15 protein-coding genes are annotated in these 19,512 nt (G+C 70.2%); 5 read left to right on the top strand and 10 right to left on the bottom strand.

The genetic code is table 11. The features are described from left to right. Positions 1-21: 21 nt before the first annotated feature. The 6 genes from AC07OQ_RS23370 to AC07OQ_RS23345 form a co-directional block, all read right to left on the bottom strand. Complete coding sequence (locus tag AC07OQ_RS23370; RefSeq protein WP_495055545.1) at positions 22-945, bottom strand: SDR family NAD(P)-dependent oxidoreductase; 924 nt, start codon at positions 943-945, stop codon at positions 22-24. A 21-nt stretch (positions 946-966) separates the two neighbouring features. After that, entirely contained in the window at positions 967-2,436 is a 1,470-nt protein-coding gene (locus tag AC07OQ_RS23365) for a flavin-containing monooxygenase (protein WP_495055544.1), read from the bottom strand. A gap of 91 nt (positions 2,437-2,527) precedes the next feature. Next, positions 2,528-3,721, bottom strand: coding sequence for an acyl-CoA dehydrogenase family protein (locus tag AC07OQ_RS23360; RefSeq protein ID WP_495055543.1), 1,194 nt, complete (start codon positions 3,719-3,721; stop codon positions 2,528-2,530). A 2-nt stretch (positions 3,722-3,723) separates the two neighbouring features. Then, positions 3,724-4,881: an acyl-CoA dehydrogenase family protein gene (locus AC07OQ_RS23355; protein ID WP_495055542.1), complete on the bottom strand. Its 1,158-nt coding sequence runs from the start codon at positions 4,879-4,881 to the stop codon at positions 3,724-3,726. After that, a complete protein-coding gene (locus AC07OQ_RS23350; RefSeq protein ID WP_495055541.1) occupies positions 4,878-5,981 on the bottom strand; it encodes an acyl-CoA dehydrogenase family protein in 1,104 nt (367 codons plus the stop codon). The genes AC07OQ_RS23355 and AC07OQ_RS23350 overlap by 4 nt, the downstream gene beginning before the upstream one ends. A gap of 13 nt (positions 5,982-5,994) precedes the next feature. Then, entirely contained in the window at positions 5,995-7,152 is a 1,158-nt protein-coding gene (locus AC07OQ_RS23345; protein ID WP_495055540.1) for an acyl-CoA dehydrogenase family protein, read from the bottom strand. 197 nt (positions 7,153-7,349) lie between these two features. Between AC07OQ_RS23345 and AC07OQ_RS23340 the strand changes: the two genes are divergently transcribed. Then, a complete protein-coding gene (locus tag AC07OQ_RS23340; RefSeq protein ID WP_495055539.1) occupies positions 7,350-8,507 on the top strand; it encodes a helix-turn-helix transcriptional regulator in 1,158 nt (385 codons plus the stop codon). 29 nt (positions 8,508-8,536) lie between these two features. Here AC07OQ_RS23340 and AC07OQ_RS23335 read toward each other — a convergent pair whose 3' ends face one another. The 4 genes from AC07OQ_RS23335 to lipP1 form a co-directional block, all read right to left on the bottom strand. Continuing rightward, positions 8,537-10,876: an efflux RND transporter permease subunit gene (locus AC07OQ_RS23335; protein WP_495055538.1), complete on the bottom strand. Its 2,340-nt coding sequence runs from the start codon at positions 10,874-10,876 to the stop codon at positions 8,537-8,539. Positions 10,877-10,888: 12 nt separating this feature from the next. Beyond that, complete coding sequence (locus AC07OQ_RS23330) at positions 10,889-11,872, bottom strand: YCF48-related protein (protein ID WP_495055537.1); 984 nt, start codon at positions 11,870-11,872, stop codon at positions 10,889-10,891. A 104-nt stretch (positions 11,873-11,976) separates the two neighbouring features. Further along, a complete protein-coding gene (locus AC07OQ_RS23325) occupies positions 11,977-12,738 on the bottom strand; it encodes an SDR family NAD(P)-dependent oxidoreductase (protein ID WP_495055536.1) in 762 nt (253 codons plus the stop codon). Next, positions 12,735-13,694, bottom strand: a complete 960-nt coding sequence (lipP1, locus tag AC07OQ_RS23320) for a LipP1 family hormone-sensitive lipase (RefSeq protein WP_495055535.1) — start codon at positions 13,692-13,694, stop codon at positions 12,735-12,737. Before lipP1 ends, AC07OQ_RS23325 begins: the two co-directional genes overlap by 4 nt. 218 nt (positions 13,695-13,912) lie before the next feature. Here lipP1 and AC07OQ_RS23315 point away from each other — a divergent pair, with 218 nt between their 5' ends. From AC07OQ_RS23315 to AC07OQ_RS23300, 4 genes are all read left to right on the top strand, one after another. Then, complete coding sequence (locus AC07OQ_RS23315; RefSeq protein WP_495055534.1) at positions 13,913-14,893, top strand: flavin reductase; 981 nt, start codon at positions 13,913-13,915, stop codon at positions 14,891-14,893. Positions 14,894-15,005: 112 nt separating this feature from the next. Beyond that, complete coding sequence (locus tag AC07OQ_RS23310) at positions 15,006-16,691, top strand: DUF1302 domain-containing protein (RefSeq protein WP_495055533.1); 1,686 nt, start codon at positions 15,006-15,008, stop codon at positions 16,689-16,691. A gap of 23 nt (positions 16,692-16,714) precedes the next feature. After that, positions 16,715-18,091 carry a DUF1329 domain-containing protein gene (locus AC07OQ_RS23305; RefSeq protein WP_495055532.1) on the top strand — a complete coding sequence of 459 codons (1,377 nt, stop codon included), beginning with the start codon at positions 16,715-16,717 and terminating at the stop codon, positions 18,089-18,091. Between the two features lie 112 nt (positions 18,092-18,203). Next, on the top strand, positions 18,204-19,412 hold the full coding sequence (locus AC07OQ_RS23300) for an NADH:flavin oxidoreductase (RefSeq protein WP_495055531.1): 1,209 nt from the start codon (positions 18,204-18,206) through the stop codon (positions 19,410-19,412). The last annotated feature ends 100 nt before the right edge of the window (positions 19,413-19,512 follow it).

Genomic DNA, 19,512 nt, shown 5'->3' with positions numbered 1-19,512 from the left:
CGGGCGAGGATCGCGGGAGCGCTATTCGCCCGATGCGACGATGCCCGGGTGCGACCAGGCCGGTGGCTCGGCCGGCGGCAGTTCGGTGCGACCGTCGAGGTCCATCACGCGCAGCTTTTGATGATGGGGCCAGTGCATCGAATAGGCGATCTGGCCGGTGCGCTGCGCGGCCGGAAGATGGCACATGGCGAGCACCGTCTCGGCCAGGTAGGCGACGTTCTCGGTGGGATAGTCGGCCGGGATCAATGCGTCGGCGCCCGGCGTGCGGATCGCCGTGGAGGGCGCGACGGCGTTGACGGCGATGCCGTGGTCGATCAGCTCGGCCGCCAGCCCCTGGGTGAAGCGCTGTGCCGCCGCCTTGACCGCGGCGTAGAGCGTGTCTCCGCCCTGCCTTGCATAGTCGATATAGGGCCGGACCGGCGCCTGCGCCGTGACCGAGCCGATGTTGACGATCCAGCCCGCGCCGGCCGCCTTCATCACGGGAATCGCGGCGCGGCTCAGCTCGAACGGCGCGCGCAGGTAATGGATGACCGTGCGATCAAAGGTTGCATCCTGCATCGCGTCGATCCGCGCGTATTCGGCGAAGCCGGCGTTGTTGACGAGGATGTCGAGCCAGCCGCCGCCGGCCTCAACGGCGCGCCGGATCAGCCCGGCACGTTGGGCCGGATCCTCGAGATCGGCCGCGATCAGGCGCGCGCGCCCACCGTTGCCCTCGATCAGCGCGACCGTCTCCTCCAGCGTGCCGCCGATCGGCCGGGCGGCGCTGTCGCGGCTTCGGGCCAGGGGCGCGCCGGTCGAGCGCGCGCTGACCACGACGGTGGCGCCGGCCGACGCCAGCCGCTGCGCGATCGCGCGGCCGATGCCGCGGCTCGCGCCGGTGACGAGCGCAACGCGCCCGCTGAGATCGGGAAGGTTCGACATGTGTTTCCGGCTCGAAGGGTTCATGGTCCTGCGCGGCGACGTTCGTCACGCCACCTGCTCGTACTCCTCGAGGCGCGGCGCCCGCGTCTCGTCGGCGAAGTTGTCGTAGCTCCAGGGCCAGGTCGAGGGCACGCCGTCCTTGTCGAGGTACCAGCTGTTGCAGCCGGTCGCGAAGATGGTGCGCTTGGCCGCCTCGACGCGCCGCCGGTCGTAGGCCGCCATGGTCTGCGCGCTGACGTTGAGCTCGCGGCAGCGGCCGGATTCGAGCTCGGCGAGCAATTGCTCGATATAGCCCCACTGGCGCTCGGCGATGTCGATCAGCGAGAAGTTGCCGACCGGGCCGGTGGGCCCGTTGATCATGAAGAAGTTCGGGAAGTCCGGCATCGAGATGCCGAGATAGGAGGTGGCGTGCTTGGCCCAGACCTTGCCCAGGTCGGCGCCGCCGCGGCCCTGGACCGCCATCGGCCGCATGTAGAGGTGGGCCTTGAAGCCGGTGGCCAGCGCCAGCACGTCGACCTCGTGCAGGCTGCCGTCCTCCATGCGCACGCCGTTCGGCTCGATGCGCTGGATGCGGCCCAGCACCACGTCGACGTCGGGGCGCTGCACCTTCTGGTAGTAGTCGGGCGAATAGATCAGCCGCTTGCAGGCCGCGCGGTAGTTGGGGCGCAGCTTCTCGCGCAGCACCGGGTCCTTGACGCTGGACTCCAGGTTCTCGCGCACGATGGCCTCGATCTCGTGCATCGGCTCCGAGTCGTGGTCGGTGATCGCCTCGGTGAAGCGGCGCACGCGGCTCATGTACCAGTCGCTGTAGCGGATCTCGTCGATCAGCTTCAGGTCCTTGCGGAAGGCGGCGCGCTGCTCGTCGGTGTAGGGCTCGTTGGGCATCGGCATGATCCACTGCGGCGTGCGCTGGATGTGCACGACGCGGCGCGCGCGCCCGGCCAGCGCCGAGGTGATCTGCACCCCGGTCGAGCCGCTGCCGATGACGCCCACGCGCTGGCCGTCCAGCGGCACGCCGTGGTCCCAGCGCGCGGTGTGGAACTTGGCGCCGGCGAAGCTTTCCAGGCCCTCGATCTCCGGCAGGTTCGGATGGTGCAGCACCCCGGTCGCGGCGATCACGACGTCGGCCTCGTCCCTGACGCCGTGCACGGTCTCGACATGCCAGCGGCCGTCGCGCCAGACGCTGCTCTTGATCTCCTGCCCGAGGCGCAGCAGCGGGCGGACATCGTAGCGGCTGGTGACGTCCTCGAAGTAGCGATGGATCTCCGGGCCGGGGGCGAGGAAGCTGCTCCACTCCGGGTTGGGGGCGAAGGAATAGGTGTAGGCATGGGCCGGCACGTCGCAGTTCAGGCCCGGGTAGGTGTTCTCGCGCCAGGTGCCACCGATGCGGTCCGCCTTCTCGTAGACCACGACCTCGTGGCGCCCGGCCTGCTGCAGCCGGATCGCGGCCAGCAGGCCTGCCATCCCGGCGCCGATCACGATGACGCGAAGTTTCTTGGGGGGGGTGTTGGACATGCTCATCAATGCTCCTGATTGCCAGGGCATTCTTCAATCACCCCCGGGCGGCGGCATCGTCCGAACGGCTTAGCGCGGCGGCGCGCGCCCCTCAGATCGCGGCCGGCCGCGCGGCCTTGGGCATGCCCAGCGCGCGCTCGGCGATCAGGTTCAGCTGGATCTCGTTGGTGCCCGCGTAGATGGTGTCGGCGCGCGAGTACAGCGCCATCTGCTGCAGCCGCGTGCGCGCGAGGTCATCGGCATCGCGCACGTCGCCGTCGACGCCCAGCACGTCCAGCGCCAGCTTGCCCAGGTCGCGGTGCCAGTTGGACCAGTAGTACTTGTAGATCATCGCCTCCGGGCGCAGCCGGCCGTCCTGCGCGCCGGAGAGCATGCGCAGCGCGTTGTAGCGCATCACGCGCAGGCCGGCCCAGGCCTGGGCGATGCGCGCGCGCAGCTGCGGATCGCGCGCCGCGCCGTTGGCCTTGGCGGCCGCCACCACCAGCTCGAGCTCGCCGGTGAAATGCATCTGCTGGCCCAGCGTCGAGACGCCGCGCTCGAAGCCCAGCAAGGCCATCGCCACGGCCCAGCCCTCGCCGGGACGGCCGACGATATGCTCGGCGGCGGCGCGCGCGCCGTCGAAGAACACCTCGTTGAACTCGGCCCCGCCGGTGACCTGCCGGATCGGGCGGATCTCGATGCCGGGCTGGTCCAGCGGCACCAGCAGGAAGCTCAGCCCCTTGTGGCCCCGGGAGCCCGGCTCGCTGCGCGCCAGCACGAAGATCCACTGCGACTCCAGCGCCCAGGAGGTCCAGACCTTCTGCCCATGCAGTATCCATTCGCCGGCCGGATCGCGCTGCGCGCGCGTCTGCACATTGGCCAGGTCCGAGCCCGCCGAGGGTTCCGAATAGCCCTGGCACCAGTACTCGGTGCCGGCCGCGATGCCGGGCAGGAAGCGCCGCTGCTGCGCCTCGCTGCCGAGGGCGATCAAGGTCGGCCCGATCAGGCCCTCGCCGATATGGCCCATGCGCCCCGGGCCGCCGGCGCGCGCGTATTCCTCGTGGAAGATCAGCTGGCGCTCGATCGACAGGCCGCGCCCGCCCCAGGCCTCGGGCCAGCCGACGCAGGTCCAGCGCGCGGCGGCGAGCTCGCGCTCCCATTCCTTGCGCAGCGCCGGATAGGCCTCGTCGTCGCCGGGGCCGCCGCGGTCCTTGATGGCCGCATAGCGGCCGCGCAGATGCTCGCCCATCCATTGCGCCACCTCGGCGCGGAAGGCTTCGTCTTCGGGGGTGAAATCCAGTCGCATGATCAATGTTCGTCGTTGGCGTCGAGCAGTGCGCGGGCGACGCGCTCGCGCCATTGCTCGGGGGTGCCCAGCCAGCGGCTGCCGGCCTGGGCGCGCTTGAAATACAGATGCGGGTCGTATTCCCAGGTGAAGCCGACCCCGCCGTGCAGCTGGATCGCCTCCTGGGCGCAGTGGAAGAAGGCCTCGCTCGCCTGCGCCTTGACGGCGCCCGCCTCCATCACGAGCTCGCGCGTCGCCGGCCCGGCATCGGCCAGCGCCGCCGCGCCATAGACGCCCGAGCGCGTTGCCTCGATGCGCACCATCATCTCGGCGCAGCGATGCTTGACGGCCTGGAAGGACGCGACCGGCTGACCGAACTGCACGCGCTCGCCGGTGTAGGCCAGGCTGAGGTCCAGGCATTGCTGGGCGCCGCCGAGCTGCTCGGCGGCGAGCAGCAGCGCCGCCAGGGCCTCGATGCGCTCGAAGGACTCGCTCGCCAGCCCGGCCGCGTCGACGCGAGCCGCGGCGTCGAGCCGCAGCGCGCCCAGCTCGATGCCGGCCAGGCGCCGCGTGGCGTCCCAGGTCTCGAGAGGCGCGCGGCTCAGGCCGGCCGCATCGGCCGGCACGGCGAACAGGCCGAAGGGCGCCGTGGATTCGCCGACGCGGGCCGCAACAAGCAGCAGCTCGGCCGTCGCGCCGTCGGGCACATGGGCAAAGCGACCGTCGAGCCGCCAGCCCCCGTCGGCGTCGCGCGTGGCGGTGGCGCCGCAGGCCCGCGCATCCCATTGCACCCCCTGGCTCGCCAGCGCCAGCGTCGCGCGCAGGCCGCCCTCGGCGATGCGCGGCAGCCAGCGCTGCCGCGCCGCGTCGCTGCCGGCCTCGCACAGGGCGGTGGCGGCCAGCGCCACGGTCGAGAAGAAGGGCAGGCAGGCCTGGCGGCGGCCCATCTGCTCGAACAGCAGCGCCAGCTCGACCATGCCCAGCCCCAGCCCGCCATGGGCCTCGGGGATCGAGGTGGCGCACCAGCCCAGCTCGGCCCCGACGCGCGCCCAAAGCGCGGGGTCGAAGCCGCCGGCGCCGGCCATCGCGGCACGCACGGCGGCGCTGCCGCTGGTCTCGGCAAGAAAGGTTTCCGCGGCGTCGCGGATCATCAGCTGGTCGTCGGTCAGGGTGAAGTTCATGGCTGTGGAGAGGACTCGCGGGCCGGCTGGCCGGATGGCGGCACCGGGCCCGCGAAGGTGTGGCGAGCGCCGATCTCGGCGCCCTCGCCGAGCAGGGCGGCGGCGACGCGCGCCTTGTGGAAATGCCGCGTGCCCCAGGCGGCGTCGAGGGCCCAGGCCCGCTTCATGAAGATCTGCAGATCGCCGTCCCAGGTATAGCCGGTCGCGCCATGCACCTGCAGGCCGCGCCGCGCCGCCAGCCGCGCGGCATCGGCCAGCGCCAGACGGGCATGCGAGACATGGAGCGCCGTCCGCGGATCCCCATGCTGGAGCGCATGGGCGGCGTGAAACATCACCGGCTTGCCGAACTCGATCTGCACCGCGACATCGGCCAGCTGGTGCTTGATGGCCTGGAACGCACCGACGGGGCGGCCGAACTGCCGGCGCTGTGCGGCGTGGTCGATGGCCAGGTCGAGCATGCGCATCGCCAGGCCCGAGCATTGGGCCGCGACGGCGAGCGCGCCGCGATCGAGCGCGCTCGCCCACAGCGGGCCGGCGACATCGGCAGCGGCCACCCGGGTGGCGGCGCCGGGCTGCCAGTCGACACGATAGAGCCGCCGCGTCGGATCGACGCCGGGGTTGCGGCTCAGGCGCGCCCGGTCGCCGGGCAGCGCATGCAGCTCGCCGCGGTGGTGCAGCAGCAGCAGGTCGGCCCCCTCGGCCTCGACGACCAGGGGCTGCCCCGGGGGGCCGAGCGCCAGCCGCGCCTGCCCGCACGCGATGCGCGGCAGCCAATGCCGGGCCGGCGCGCTGTCGGGCAGGGACGCCAGCAGCGCGACGCCGATCCATGCCGTATCCAGCAGCGAAACGGGCAAGGCGTAGTAGCCGGCCTCCTGCGCCATCAGCACCCAGTCGAGATCGCCGCCGCCGTGACCGCCATGGGCCTTGGGCACCGACAGCGCCGTCAGGCCGAGCCGGGTCAGCAGGGGCCAGAGCCCGCCCGCGAGGCCGCCCTCGCTGTCCCAGAGCTCGCGCAGGCGCTCCGGCGACACCTCGGTCATCAGCACGCGACGAACCTCGCGCCGCGCGGCGAGCTGTGCTTCGCTGAAGGTGAAATCCATCGCTCCCTCCTTTTCACCGCGGCATGCCGAGCAGTCGCTCGGCAACGATGTCGCGCTGGATCTCGTTGGTGCCGGCATAGATCGGACCGGCCTGGGCGAACAGGAAGCCGTCCAGCCAGGCGCCGACATCGCCGGCATCGGGCGCCGCGGGCAGGAGCTCGGCGCGCTCGCCGAGAATGCGCAGCCCGGTCTCGTGCATGCGCAGGTCGAGTTCGGACCAGAAGATCTTGTTGGCGCTGGCGTCGGCGCCGATCGGCACGCCCTTCATCAGCCGGCTGGCGCTGCGGTAGGTGGTGAGCGCGTAGGCGCGGGCCTGCATCCAGCATTCGACGACCGCATCGCCCAGCGCCGGATCGCCCCCGTCGCCATGGCGCCGGTACAGCTCGACCAGCGCGCGCGCCGTCTCCTGGAAGCGCGCCGGGGCGCGCAGCATCAGCCCGCGCTCCAGGCCCGAGATCGAATTCGAGACATGCCAGCCCGCCCCTTCGGCGCCGAGGCGCTGGGCGACCGGCACGCGGACCTGGTCGAAGATCACGTCGGCCATGCCCGTCAGCCCGTTGAGCTGGCGGATCGGACGCACGCTGACCCCCGGCGCATCCAGCGGCACCAGCATCACGCTCAGGCCGAAATGGCGCTGCGAGCCGATCTCGGTGCGGAACAGTCCGAACAGCCAGTCGGCCCAGGCCGCGCGCGCGACCCAGCTCTTGCGCCCGTTGAGCACATAGCCGTCACCGTCGCGCTCGGCCGTGCAGCGTATCGCCGCCATGTCGGAGCCGGCGCCGGGCTCGGACCATCCCTGCGCCCAGATCTCGTCGCCCGAGGCGATGCGGGGCAGGAAGCGGCGCTGCTGCTCCGCGCTGCCGAATTCCATCAGCACCGGGCCCAGCGCGACCACGCCGTTCTGGTTGACGCGGCCGGGTGAGCCCGCGGCCCAGTACTCTTCCTCGAAGATCAGCCAGTCGATCAGGTCGCAGCCCCGGCCGCCGAGTTCGCGCGGCCAGGTCGGACAGCTCCAGCGGCCGGCGTGCAGCGTGCGCTCCCAGGCGCGGTGCTGCGCGAAGCCCTCCTGGGTGTCGTAGCTCGCCAGCGGCTGGCGCGGCAGATGGGCGGCCAACCATTCGCGTATTTCCCCGCGCAGCGCACGCTGTCCTTCGGTGTAGTCCAAGTCCATCGAAACCCCCTGCAGGCGCCGCACGCCGGCCTCCGGGGCATTCTCGGCAGCCGCCGATCGGCGCTCATCGTCCGCATGGACTAGCAGGCTGCAACGGCGGGCAATCCCGCCCCGCAAATGTGCAAGGCCGCCTTATCATGGGGCGTGGCTCGGCAGGCAGCGGGCCGTCTTCTCCTGCCCTCTTTGCCTCGTTGACCATGAGCTCTGCCGTACCCGATCCCGATGCCGAAGTCGTGTCCCTGGACGGGTTCAACCGTCTCGTGGCGAGCATTTACCACGGCCCGCTCGAGTCGCCGCCCTGGAAGGACTTCCTGGAGGAGCTGAAAAGCCATCTGGACGCGTCCTTCACGACGCTGATCCTCAGGCCTGCGGCACCCGAGCGCCCCAGCGTGATGGTCGTCGCCGGCGCGTCCGAGACGCGCAGCATCGACCTCTACAACTCGCGCTTCTACGAGTTCGACCCCTTTGTGACGCTGCCGCACGACAAGGTCGTCGTGGCGGCCGAGGTCCTCGGCGAGCGCTCCTGGCTGGACAGCGTGATCTACCGCGAATACCTGAAGCCGCTGGACATCCAGCATGTGCTCGGCCTGAACCTGTCGCCCTCGCAGGAGGGCGAGGACTGCCGCCTGCGCGCGACGCGCGCGCATGGGCAGCCGCCCTTCGGTCCGCGCGAGAAGGCGCTGTGCCAGCTGATCCTGCCGCACCTGAAGCAATCGGTGCTGCTGTGCACCCACATGGAGCAGATCGACATCGAGCGGCGCATGCTGGTCGGCACCGTCGAGCGCATGCAGGTCGGCACGGTGACCCTGGATGAGCGGGGGCAGCTGCTGTCGATCAACAGCGAAGCCCAGGTCATTCTCGACGAGAAGGACGGCATCCGGCTGATCGGCGGCGCGTTGAAGGCGGACTACGGCGAGGAGAACGCGCTGCTGCAGCGGCTCACCACCGCAGCGCTGTCGGGCAGCCTGCCCAAGGAGCCGAGCGTCGTCGAGGCCGTCTCGATCACGCGCCCCTCGGGGCGCGGCAAGCTCAGCGTGCTGGTGCGCGTGATCCCCGCGAGCGAGTGGTCGGACGCATGGCACCGCCCCAAGGTCGCGATCTTCCTGCGCGACCCCGAGCGCCAGGCGACACGTTCGATCGACGTGATCCGCCGCCTGTTCGAGCTGACCCATGCGGAGGCCTCGCTCGCGATGCTGCTGGCCAACGGGCTGACGCTCGACGAGGCCTCCGAGCAGCTCAACATCCGCCGCAACACGGCGCGCGCCCATCTCCGGTCGATCTTCTCGAAGATGGGCGTGACGCGTCAGACCGAGCTGGTGCGGCTGGTGCTCAACAGCGTCGTGCAGCTGGGCTGAGTTGCGGCCCCGGGGCCCGTGGGCCGGCGTCAGCCGGCCCTGGCCTTGTTGAACCAGGCGCCCAGCGCCGGCAGCAGCAGGATCGCGCCGAACATATTGACCAGGAACATGAAGGCCAGCAGCAGCCCCATGTCGGCCTGGAACTTGAGCGCCGAGAAGGCCCAGGTCGCGACGCCGATCGACATCGTCAGCGCCGTGAAGACGGCCGCCGTGCCGCGCTCGCACATCGCGCGGTAGAAGGCGGTGCGGAAGTCCTCGCCGTCCTCGTGCATATGGTGCTGGATGCGCTCGAACAGGTAGATGCCGTAGTCCACGCCGACGCCGACGCCGAGCGCGACCACCGGCAGCGTCGCCACCTTGAGCCCGATGCCCAGCGCGGCCATCACCGCATTGCACAGGATGGACACGATGGCCAGCGGCACGATGATGCACAGCGCCGCCGTCCAGGAGCGGAAGGTGACGAGGCACAGCAGCGCGATGGCGCCGAAGATGGACACCAGCATCGTCACCTCGGCATGCTCCACGGCCTCGTTGGTGGCCGCCATCACGCCGACGTTGCCACCGGCCAGCCGGAAGCCGACGCCCTCGGTCGGGTTGGCATCCACCCAGCGGCGGATCTCCTGCACGATATGGGCGATGGTCGTGCCCTCGTGGTTCTTCGTGAACACCAGCACCTGGATGGCCTTGCAGCCGTCGGTGTTGAGTCCGTCGTCGGGGTTGAAGCCGGCCGCGCCCTGGCTCAGGGCCTGCGCGCTGCGCTGCAGCGCCTCCCAGCGCGGGCTGCCCTCGTTGTTGGCCGCGATGGCCACGCGCGCGCCCGTCGTCACGCTGACCACCGAGTGCACGCCGGCCACGCCGCGCATGTACAGCTCGAAGCGCTCGATGGCGTTCATCACCGGGTAGCGCAGGCAGGCATCGCCCTCGAAGTCCTTGGCCTCGACGATGACGCTCAGCACGTCGACGCCGACGTTGTAGCTGCGGCCGATCTGCGCGTTGTCGCGGTTGTAGCGCGAGGTCTCGCGCAGCTCGGGCGCACCGCTGCCGATGTCGCCGGTCTTGAGCCGGCGCGACTCGATGCTGCCCACCGCGAGCAGGGCCAGCGACACCGCGAAGACGGCGAGCGCGACGCGGCGCTCGGCGCAGGCCGACACGGCCCACCACAGCGGGTGGCGGGTCGTCTCGTCGAAGCCGCCGGCCCGCGACGCCGCCGGCTCCAGCCTCAGGTGCGACAGCACGATGGGCAGCATCATCTTGTTCGTGACGATCATCAGCAGCACGCCCAGGCAGGCGGTGATGCCGAGCTCGTGCACGATGGGGATGTCGATGTGCATGATGACGGCGAAGCCCAGCGCATTGGTCAGCAGCGCGACGGCCCCGGGGACGAAGAGCTTGCGGAAGGCCGCGTGCGAGGCGTCGACGGAGCTCGCGCCGGCCAGCTTGTCCTGCTTCCAGGCATTCGTCATCTGCACGGCGTGCGAGACGCCGATCGAGAAGATCAGGAAGGGCACCAGCACCGACATCGGGTCGATGCCCAGGCCCAGCAGCGGCAGCAGCCCGAGCAGCCACACCACCGGCAGCAGCGCGACGAGCAGCGCGACGACGGTGAGCTTGGCCGAGCGCGAATACCAGTACAGCAGCGCCGCCGTGATCAGGAAGGCGATCGCGAAGAAGGCGATCACGGTGCCCAGGCCCTCGATGACGTCGCCGACGACCTTGGCGAAGCCGATCACGTTGACCTCGACCTTGTCGCTCGCAAGCCTGGCGCGCACCGCTTCGAGCTTGGCGGAGAGCTCGGCATAGTCCAGCGGCTTGCCGGTCTGCGGATCGACGTCGAGCAGGTCGGCCCGCACCATCGCGCCCTTCAGGTCGTTGGCCACCAGGTCGCCGATCTGGCCCGAGCGCTGCACATTGCTGCGCACCGTGTCCAGCGCCTCCTGGGAACCGTCGAACTTCGCCGGCACGACCGAGTCGCCGATGAAGCCCTGCTCGGTCACCTCGATGTAGCGCACATTGGGCGTGAACAGCGATTGCACGCGGCTGCGCGACACGCCGGGGATGAAGAAGACCTCGTCGGTGGCCTTGCGCAGCGCGTCGAGGAAGTCCTTGTTGTAGATGTCGCCCTCGCCCTTCCAGCGCACGTTCACGAGCACGCGGTTGGCACCGGTGAAGGTGTTGGCGTACTCGATGAAGGTCCTCATGTAGGGGTGGTTGACCGGGATCATCTTCGTGAAACCCGGGTCCAGGCGCAGCCGCGTCGCGGTGTAGCCGAGGGCCAGGGTCAGACCCAGGAAGAGCACCAGCAGCAGGCGGCGGTTGGCGATCAGCAGGTCGGCGCAGCGGTCGACGAATCGGGCGATCTTGGTTTGCATGGGGCTTTCTCTTCAATTCCCGGGTGCGGCACCGGCCTGCGGGGCGCCCAGCGTTTCCGTGCGGACGCCGCTCTCGCCGCCGACGATGAGCCGGCCGTCGCCGGCGAAGGCGGCCGCATCGAGGCTGAGGCGCCCGCCCGCCTTGACGATGCGGAAGTGCGCGCCGCGGTCCTCGGAGGCGAGGATCACGCCGCCCGCGCCGACCAGCACGATGCGGCCATCGGGCGCGAGCGCGCCGCCGAACAGCGTCGCCTCCAGCGGCAGCGCGACGCGCTCCCAGCTCGCGCCGAAGTCGCGCGTGCGGAACAGCCGGCCGCGCATGCCGTAGACGATCCACTCGTCCGGCGTCAGGCTGATGACGCCGAAATAGGAGCCGTTGTAGATCTCGGGCAGTTTGATCCAGGTGGCGCCGCCATCGGACGAGCGCAGCAGCGTGCCGGCCTCGCCCGCCACCAGCACGCGCTCGCCGGCCGCGGCGACCGCGTTGAGGTGGCGCTCGTCGGCCTGCGGCATCGCGACCTGGCTCCAGCTCGCGCCGCGGTCCGCGGAACGCAGCAGGCGCCCGAAGGCACCCACGGCAATCAGCGGGCCGCCGCGACCGCCGCCGCCAACGCCGAGCAGCGGCTCGGAGCGCTCGCCGTCGAAGGCCGCCTCCTCCCAGCGGGTACCGCCGTCCCTGCTGTGCAGGATCCAGCCATCGTGGCCGACGGCGATGCCGGTCGTGGCGTCGATGAAGTGCAGGGCCGTCAGGGTGGAGCCGCGCTGCTTCCCGATGGAGACCTCGCGCCAGTCCGCACCGCCGTTGTCCGACTTCAGGATGTGCCCCTGCTCGCCGACCGCGAGCACGCTCGATCCGGCCAGGGCCACCCCGTTGATCAGCAGGCGCTGCGCCGAGACCTGCGTGGCCGGGAACTCCGGCTTCGGCCGGGGCGAGAAGGAAAACCAGGCGGCCAGTGCAACCAGCACCGAGACAGCCAATCCGACCAGCTTATACATGGTTGTTTCAGATCCTCATCGAGCCGGCACCAGACGGTGCCTTGCAGGGGTTCCGCCGTCTCAAGGGCTTGGTGGCTTGGTGGCTGGGATAGGCGCGGCGAGACTCACTGCGACAGGAAGCCGCCGTCCACCGCCAGGAAGGCGCCGTTGACATAGGACGAGCGCGCACTGCACAGCCACAGCGCGGCCTCGGCCACCTCGCCCGGCTCGGCCACGCGGCCCTGGGGCACGGCCATCGGCATCGCGGCCTGGAACTGCTGGGCGGCGAAGACCTGCTGGGTCATCGGCGTGTTGATGAAGCCCGGCGCCACCGCATTGCAGCGGATGCCCTGGGCGCCGTACTCGACGGCCGCCGTCTTCGTCAGCCCGACGACGCCATGCTTGCTCGCCACATAGCCCGGAATGCCGCCGAAGGCGATCTGGCCGGCCAGCGACGAGGTGTTGACGATGGCACCGCCGCCGCTCGCCAGCATCGCGCGGATCTCGTAGCGCATGCAGTAGAAGACGCCGGACAGGTTGACGGCGATGATGCGGTCCCAGAGTTCGAGCGGATAGTCGATCAGCCCCGGCGGCAGCGGGCCGTCGCTGATGCCGGCGTTGTTGAAGGCGGCGTCGAGACGGCCGAACTTCTCGACCGCGACCTGCACCGCGCGTTCGCAGTCCTCGGCCTTCGCGACATTGGTTTCGACGAAGACCGCCTCGCCGCCGGCCGCGCGCAGCTGCGCGGCCAGCTGCTCGCCCTGCGGGGCGTTGTAGTCGGCCAGCACGAGCCTGGCGCCTTCACGGGCAAACAATTCGGCCGCCGCGCGGCCGATGCCGGTGGCCGCACCGGTGATCAGGGCCACCTTGCCGTTCATCTCGTTCATGGTGTCGCTCCCGCTTCAGAGGGTTGATAGGTTTCGTTTCCGAATGCCTGGCGCAGATTCGCGGCCGCGAAGTCCAGCGCCTCGCGCGCCGCATCCAGCGGCACCAGCAGGCTGGCGAAGCCGTGGAACACGCCGGGCCAGCGTCGCAGCGTCACCGCCACGCCGGCCTGCGCCAGTGCCAGAGCATAGGCCTCGCCCTCGTCGCGCAGCGGGTCGTATTCGGCGCAGATCACGGTGGCCGGGGGCAGGCCGCGCAGCCCCGTCTGCCGCAGCGGCGACGCGCGCGGGTCGAGGCCGGCCTGCGCATCCGGCAGGTAATGGCGCCAGAACCAGCGCATCATTTCCGAGCTCAACAGCGGCGCCTTGGCCAGCGTCCGGTGCGAGGCGGTGTCGCAGGCGCTGTCGGTCACCGGATAGAACAGCAGCTGGTGGCGGATCTCGGGCAGCCGCAGTTGCTGCGCCGCCACCGCGGCCAGGTTGCCGCCCGCGCTGTCGCCCGCCACGGCGATGCGCGACATGTCGGCGCCCAGCGCCTCGCCATGCGCGCGCAACCACTGCAGCGCCGCCACGGCGTCCTCGGCCGCGGCCGGGAAGGGATGCTCGGGCGCCAGCCGGTAGGCCACCGACACCACCAGCGTCGCGGCGCGCGCGGCCAGGCCGCGGCAGAGGTTGTCGTGCGTGTCGAGCCCGCCGCTGATGAAGCCGCCGCCGTGGAAGAACACCGTCAGCGGTGCCGGACCGCCGGTCAGCGGACGGTAGATGCGCATCGCCAGCGGGCCGTTCGCCCCCTGCAGGCTGCCCTCCTCGACACCGGCCAGCGGGTCGTCTAGGCTCTGCGGTGCGGGGACGGCCGCCAGCATGGCGCGGTAGTCGGCCGCGGTCAGCACCGAGAAGTCCGGGGCGAAGAACCGGGCAAGGCCGTCGGCGATGGCCTGGGCCTGAGGATCGAGCGGCATAGTGAATTCCTTGCTGATGCCTGCGCGCCGCCGGAGGCAGCAAGCGCTTTCTGTAGGCGATTCTGTCTAGCGGCCGAGGGCTCCGGCATCGTCCGTTCGGGTTAAGGCCGGGTTAAGGCCGGGTTAAGGCCGGGTTGAGGCCGGGGATAGTCCGCGAGGACGATGGCGCGGGGCGGGGTCGATGCCATGCTGAACGCGCACTGCCGGAGCCCCGCACCATGTCTTCCCGCCCCGCCCTCGACCCCAAGGAATTCCGCACCGCGCTGGGCTCCTTCGCCACCGGCGTCACCGTCATCACCGCGCGCGCGCCCGACGGCACGCCGGTGGGCCTGACGGCCAACAGCTTCAATTCGGTCTCGCTGGACCCACCGATGGTGCTGTGGAGCCTGGCCAAGAAGTCGCTCAGCCTGCCGGCCTTCGTGGCCAGCGAGCATTGGGCGGTGCATGTGCTGTCGGCCGATCAGGAGCCGCTGTCGAACCGCTTCGCCAAGGCCGGGGCGGACAAGTTCGCGGCGCTCGAACTCGACGCCAACGAACATGGCCTGCCGCTGCTGCAGGATTGCGCCGCGCGCTTCCAGTGCAAGACCTTGTTTCGCTACGAGGGCGGCGACCACATCATCTTCGTCGGCGAGGTCATCGCCTTCGACCGCAGCGAGCGGCCGCCGCTGGTCTTCCATGCCGGCCGCTATGCGCTGGCGATGCAGAAGGACCCCTCGTTGCCACCGGCCCGCAGCGCGCGCCTGGCCGGCAGCTTCGCCGACGACTTCCTCGGCTACCTGCTGGGCCGCGCCCATTTCCAGTTCTATCAGGGCCTGCGCGAGAAGGTGCGGGCGCAGGGCCTGTCCGACGAACAGTGGTATGTGCTGGCCGCGCTCACCGTGAAGGACGGCGTCAGCGCGCGGCAGGTCGACGCCGCGATCGCCTACACGCTGGACCTGGGCAGCCAGGCGCTGCTCGACGGCCTCGCCGACGCCGGCTGGCTGGAGCGCCGCGGCAGCGACGGCGACCCGCTCTACCACCTCGCCAACGCCGGCCGGCGCCGTTCGCTGCAACTGCTCGCCGCGGCGAAGGCGATGGAGTCCGATGCCCTCGGCCGCATCGGCTATGGCGACGGCGCCGTGCTCAAGACCCTGCTGCAGAAGTTCATCGCGACGACCGATCCCGGCCTGCCCGATCTCTGGGCCGCCGAGCAAGGGTAGACCCCGAGCCGATGCGGGCCCCGCTCTAGTCCGTTCAGTCGATGCCGCACTCCCGCCCGAACCAAAGAATCCTCTCGCGCAATCACTCCCTCATCACAACCAAGGACCAACCATGACCCTGAAGGAGCTCTCGCCGCGTATGCGGGCAAAGGTGCCGGGCAGCCAACGCACGATTCTGGCCGCCGCGGTGAGCCTGCTGGCCTTGCCGGCCTGGGCCGCCGGCCAGGACGCCGGCGCCGCGGACGCGACCCAGATGGACGTCGCCAAGCCCAAGTCCGGCGGCGCCAAGCTCGGCGGCGACATCAGCATCGACTACACGCTGACGCTGAACTACGGCCTGCAGGTGCGCGCCAAAGACCCGGACCCGGCGCTCATCAACGGCCCGCTGACCGCCTTCGGCGTGCCGTCGACGGCCAATGCGGACGACGGCGACCGCAACTTCAGGAAGGGCCATCTGACGAGCAACCGCCTGAGCGCGCTCGGCGAGCTCAACATCAAGCGCGGCGACATCGGCTTCTTCACCCGCGTCACCGGCTTCTACGACGACGTCTACCGCCGCAGCAACGACAACGATTCGCCGGCCACGATCAACAAGGCCGGCGACCACCAGCAGTTCACCCGCGAGGCCCGCAGCCGGATGGGTGGCCGGGCACGCTTTCTCGACGCCTATGCCTATGGCAACTTCGACTTCGGCGAGCAGCAGCGCCTGAGCCTGCGCCTGGGCAGCCAGGTCGTGCAATGGGGCGAGAGCCTGTTTTTCCCCAATATCGCCGGCGCCCAGTCGCCCGCCGATGCGACCAAGGCCTCGCTGCCCGGCATCGAGGTCAAGGACATCCTGCTGCCGGTGCAGCAGTTCTCCGGCCAGTGGAAGCTCAATCCGACCCTGACGCTGCTGGGCTACTACCAGTTCCAGTACAAGCCGACCGAACTGACGCCGCCGGGCAGCTTCATGTCCTACGCCGATGTCGTCGGCCCGGGCGCCCAGTACATCATCGCGGCGCCGGGCTTCAACATCCCCGCCGGCCCGGCCCTCAGGCCGAGCGATCAGGGCCAATGGGGTCTTGGCGCGCGCGCCTTCCTGGGCCAGGATACCGAGGTGGGCCTCTACCATCTGCGCTACCACGACAAGACCCCCAGCGTCGTGACCAGCTACGACTTCTCCAGCGGCATGCCGCTGCCGGTCGGCTACAACACCCAGTACCTGGACGGCATCAAGCTGACCGGCGCCAGCATCGCGACCCGCCTTGGCGACGCCAGCATTGCCGGCGAGATCAGCCACAAGCAGCGCGTGCCCGTGCTGGTCGACAGCGTGGCCGGGCCGGTTGCCACCCGGGCCGACGCCACCCAGGCCCAGATCAATTTCCTCTACATCGCCTCGCCCAACGCACTCGTGAAGGGCAGCACCACCTTCGTCGGCGAGCTCGCCTATCTGCATATCAACAAGGTGCGCTCGGCCAGCGTCTTCGGCATCGGCACGAGCCGGCTGAGCAACACCCGCAACGCGTCGGCGCTGCAGCTGTCGGTGACGCCAAGCTACCCCAACGTCTTCGACGGCTGGGACCTCGACGTGCCCCTGAGCTATGCCCAGATCCTCAGCGGCCGCCCCGCCGTGGCCGGCGCCTTCGGCAGCCTGGTCGGCAAGGGAGACAAGCGCCTGAGCCTCGGCGCCAACTTCAAGTACCTCGGCAATCTGGAGTTGGCCTTCAGCTATGCCGCCTTCCTCGGCAAGGCCAACCCGGTCGACCGTCCGCTGGCCGACCGCGACTACCTTGCCTTCAACGTCAAGTACAGCTTCTGAACCCGTTCGCTGGAGAGAGACAAATGATCAAGACTACGCATCGCCTCGCATGGCCGACGGCCGCGCTGCTCGCGCTGGCTGCGCACGCGGCCTGGGCCAAGGTGCCGGCCGCCGAAGCCGAACGCCTCGGCAAGGATCTGACCTGCACCGGCGCCGAGAAGGCCGCCAGCAAGGACGGCAGCGTGCCCGAGTGGACCGGCAAGTGGCTGGGCAAGCCGCCACATGTGGATTTCAAGGGCCCGGGCAGCGGCTATGCCGACCCCTATGCCGGCGAGAAGCCGCTGTATGTCGTGAACGCCCAGAACATGGCGCAGCACGCGGGCAAGCTCTCCGACGGCGCGAAGGCCCTGCTGCAGAAATACCCCCAGAGCTTCAATCTCCAGGTCTACCCGAGCCATCGCGACTTCCGGGGGGCCGACTGGGTCTGCGCCCGCACCAGGGAGAACGCGACGACGGCCGAGACGGTCGACGGCGCCTTCGGCGTCAAGGGCGTGCGCGGCGGCGTGCCCTTCCCGATCCCGAAGTCGGGCGACGAGCTGCTGCTCAACCTCACCTACCCGCCGCGCGTGTCGCAGGAAAAGGCCACCTATGACCAGGCCGTGGTCTACCCCAACGGCAACATCGCGTGGGGCCGCAACTTCTACCTGATCCTGAACCCGGCCGCCGATCCGAAGGCGTCCAAGGAGACCGAAGGGGTCTCGGCGCGCGCCAACGTCACGACGCTGCTGCCCGAGCGCAACAAGGGCGAGGTCATCGTCAGCACCGATACCTACAACTTCAAGACCGGCCCGCGCCAGGCCTGGCAGTACAGCCCGGGCACCCGCCGCGTGCGGCAGTTGCCGGCCTTCGGCTTCGACATGCCCTTCGGCCCCGGCGGCTTCCGCACCATCGACGACGACCGGCTCTTCAACGGCTCGCCCGAGCGCTACGACTGGAAGCTGGCCGGCAAGCGCGAGATGCTGATTCCCTACAACAACTACCGGCTCGACGACAGCAAGCTCAAGTACGCCGAGCTGCTCAAGCCCAACCATCTGAACCCGGAGTACCTGCGCTTCGAGATGCACCGGGTATGGGTGGTCGAGGCGAGCTTGAAGCAGGGCTTCCGGCATCAGTATGCGAAGCGCGTGCTCTATCTCGACGAGGACACCTGGCAGCCGGTGATGGCGGACAACTACGATGCCCATGGCCAGCTGTGGCGCGTCAATCTGGTCGGCACGACCTATCTCTACGACGCCGAGGTCGTGGGCGCGCGCGTGACGCTCTACCACGACCTGATCTCCGGCGCCTATATGGCCGACCGGCTGATCAACGAGCAGCAGAAGCAGCCGCTCTACAACGGCGCGGGCGGCCTGACGGCCGAGATGTTCACCCCCGAGTACGCGCGCTCGGAAGGCAAGTAAGCCCCCGGCCGACGCTGCCGTGCAGGAACAAGGGGCGCCGCGTGCGCCCCTTCTTATTACATACATCCAGCGGCCGCCCGCCCGGATCCCCTCCCCCAAGCTCCGCTCCACCATGACGCCTCCAGGACTGTTGACCCGCGCCTTCGAACCGACCCGGCCGGCCGCTCGGACGCTGCGCAACCGCTTCGTCAAGACCGCCACCTTCGAGGGCCGCACGCCCGGCGGGCTGCCGGGCGCGGAGCTGGCACGCTTCCACCGCGCGGTCGCGGCCGGCGGTACCGCGCTGACGACCGTGGCCTACTGCGGCGTCTCGCCCGATGCCCGCACCTTCGAGGACCAGATGCATGTGCACGAGGCCGGCCTGCCGGCGCTCGCCGCGCTCGCCGCCGGCGTGCATGCCGAGGGCGGCCTGGTCTCCGGGCAACTGGCCCATTGCGGCGGCTTCTCGCGCGCCAGGCCGGTGAACCAGCGCCGGCCGCTCGGCCCCAGCGGCGGCATCAACGAGTACGGCCTGTTGTCCGGCCTGCCGTTCAAGGGCGCGATGAACCAGGCCGACATGGCGCGCACGGCGGCCGACTATGCCCGCGCCGCGCGCCTGCTGCGCGCGGCCGGCTTCGACGCCTTCGAGATCCATATGGGGCATGGCTATCTGCTGAGCCAGTTCATCAGCCCGGCCATCAACCGCCGCAGCGACGCCTATGGCGGCAGCCTGGAAAACCGCATGCGCTTCCCGCTGCAGGTGCTGGCCGCCGTGCGCGAGGCGGTCGGCGGCGAGGTGCCGCTGCTGGCCAAGATCAACCTCACCGACGGCCTCGACGGTGGGCTGCAGATCGAAGACGCGGTGCGCTGTGCGCGTCTGCTCGAGGCCGGCGGCATCGACGCGATCGTGATGAGCGGCGGCCTCGTGACGCGCACGCCGATGCATCTGTTTCGCGGCGCCAGCCCCCTGCCCGGCCTGATCGCGACCGAGAGGAACCCGCTGATGCGGCTGGCCATGCAGGCCGGCGGCAAGGCCAGCTTCCCCGAACTGCCCTTCGAGCCCCTGTATTTTCGCGAGCAGGCCCTGCGCGTGCGCGACGCCGTGTCCGTGCCCTTGGCCTATCTGGGCGGCGTGACCTCGGCCGACGATGTCGAGCTGCTGATGCGCGACGGCTTCGACCTCGTCTGCGTCGGCCGGGCCCTGCTCTACGACGCGCGGATGCCCGAGCGGCTGCGCCGCGACCCCGGCTACCGCAGCCCCTGCACCCATTGCAACCAATGCGTGCCGACGATGAACATGAGCGCCGGCACCCATTGCGTGCTGCGCGCCGGCGCAGCCTGAGCTCGCGCGCCGGTCCGGTCGCCTCAGAGGATTATTCGACCGCCTTGAGCATGTCCTCGACGACCTTCTTCGCGTCGCCGAACACCATCATGGTCTTGTC

The sequence above is a fragment of the Roseateles sp. GW821-FHT09B06 genome, assembly GCF_059418245.1.
This window is presented reverse-complemented; position numbering and strand designations above follow the sequence as displayed.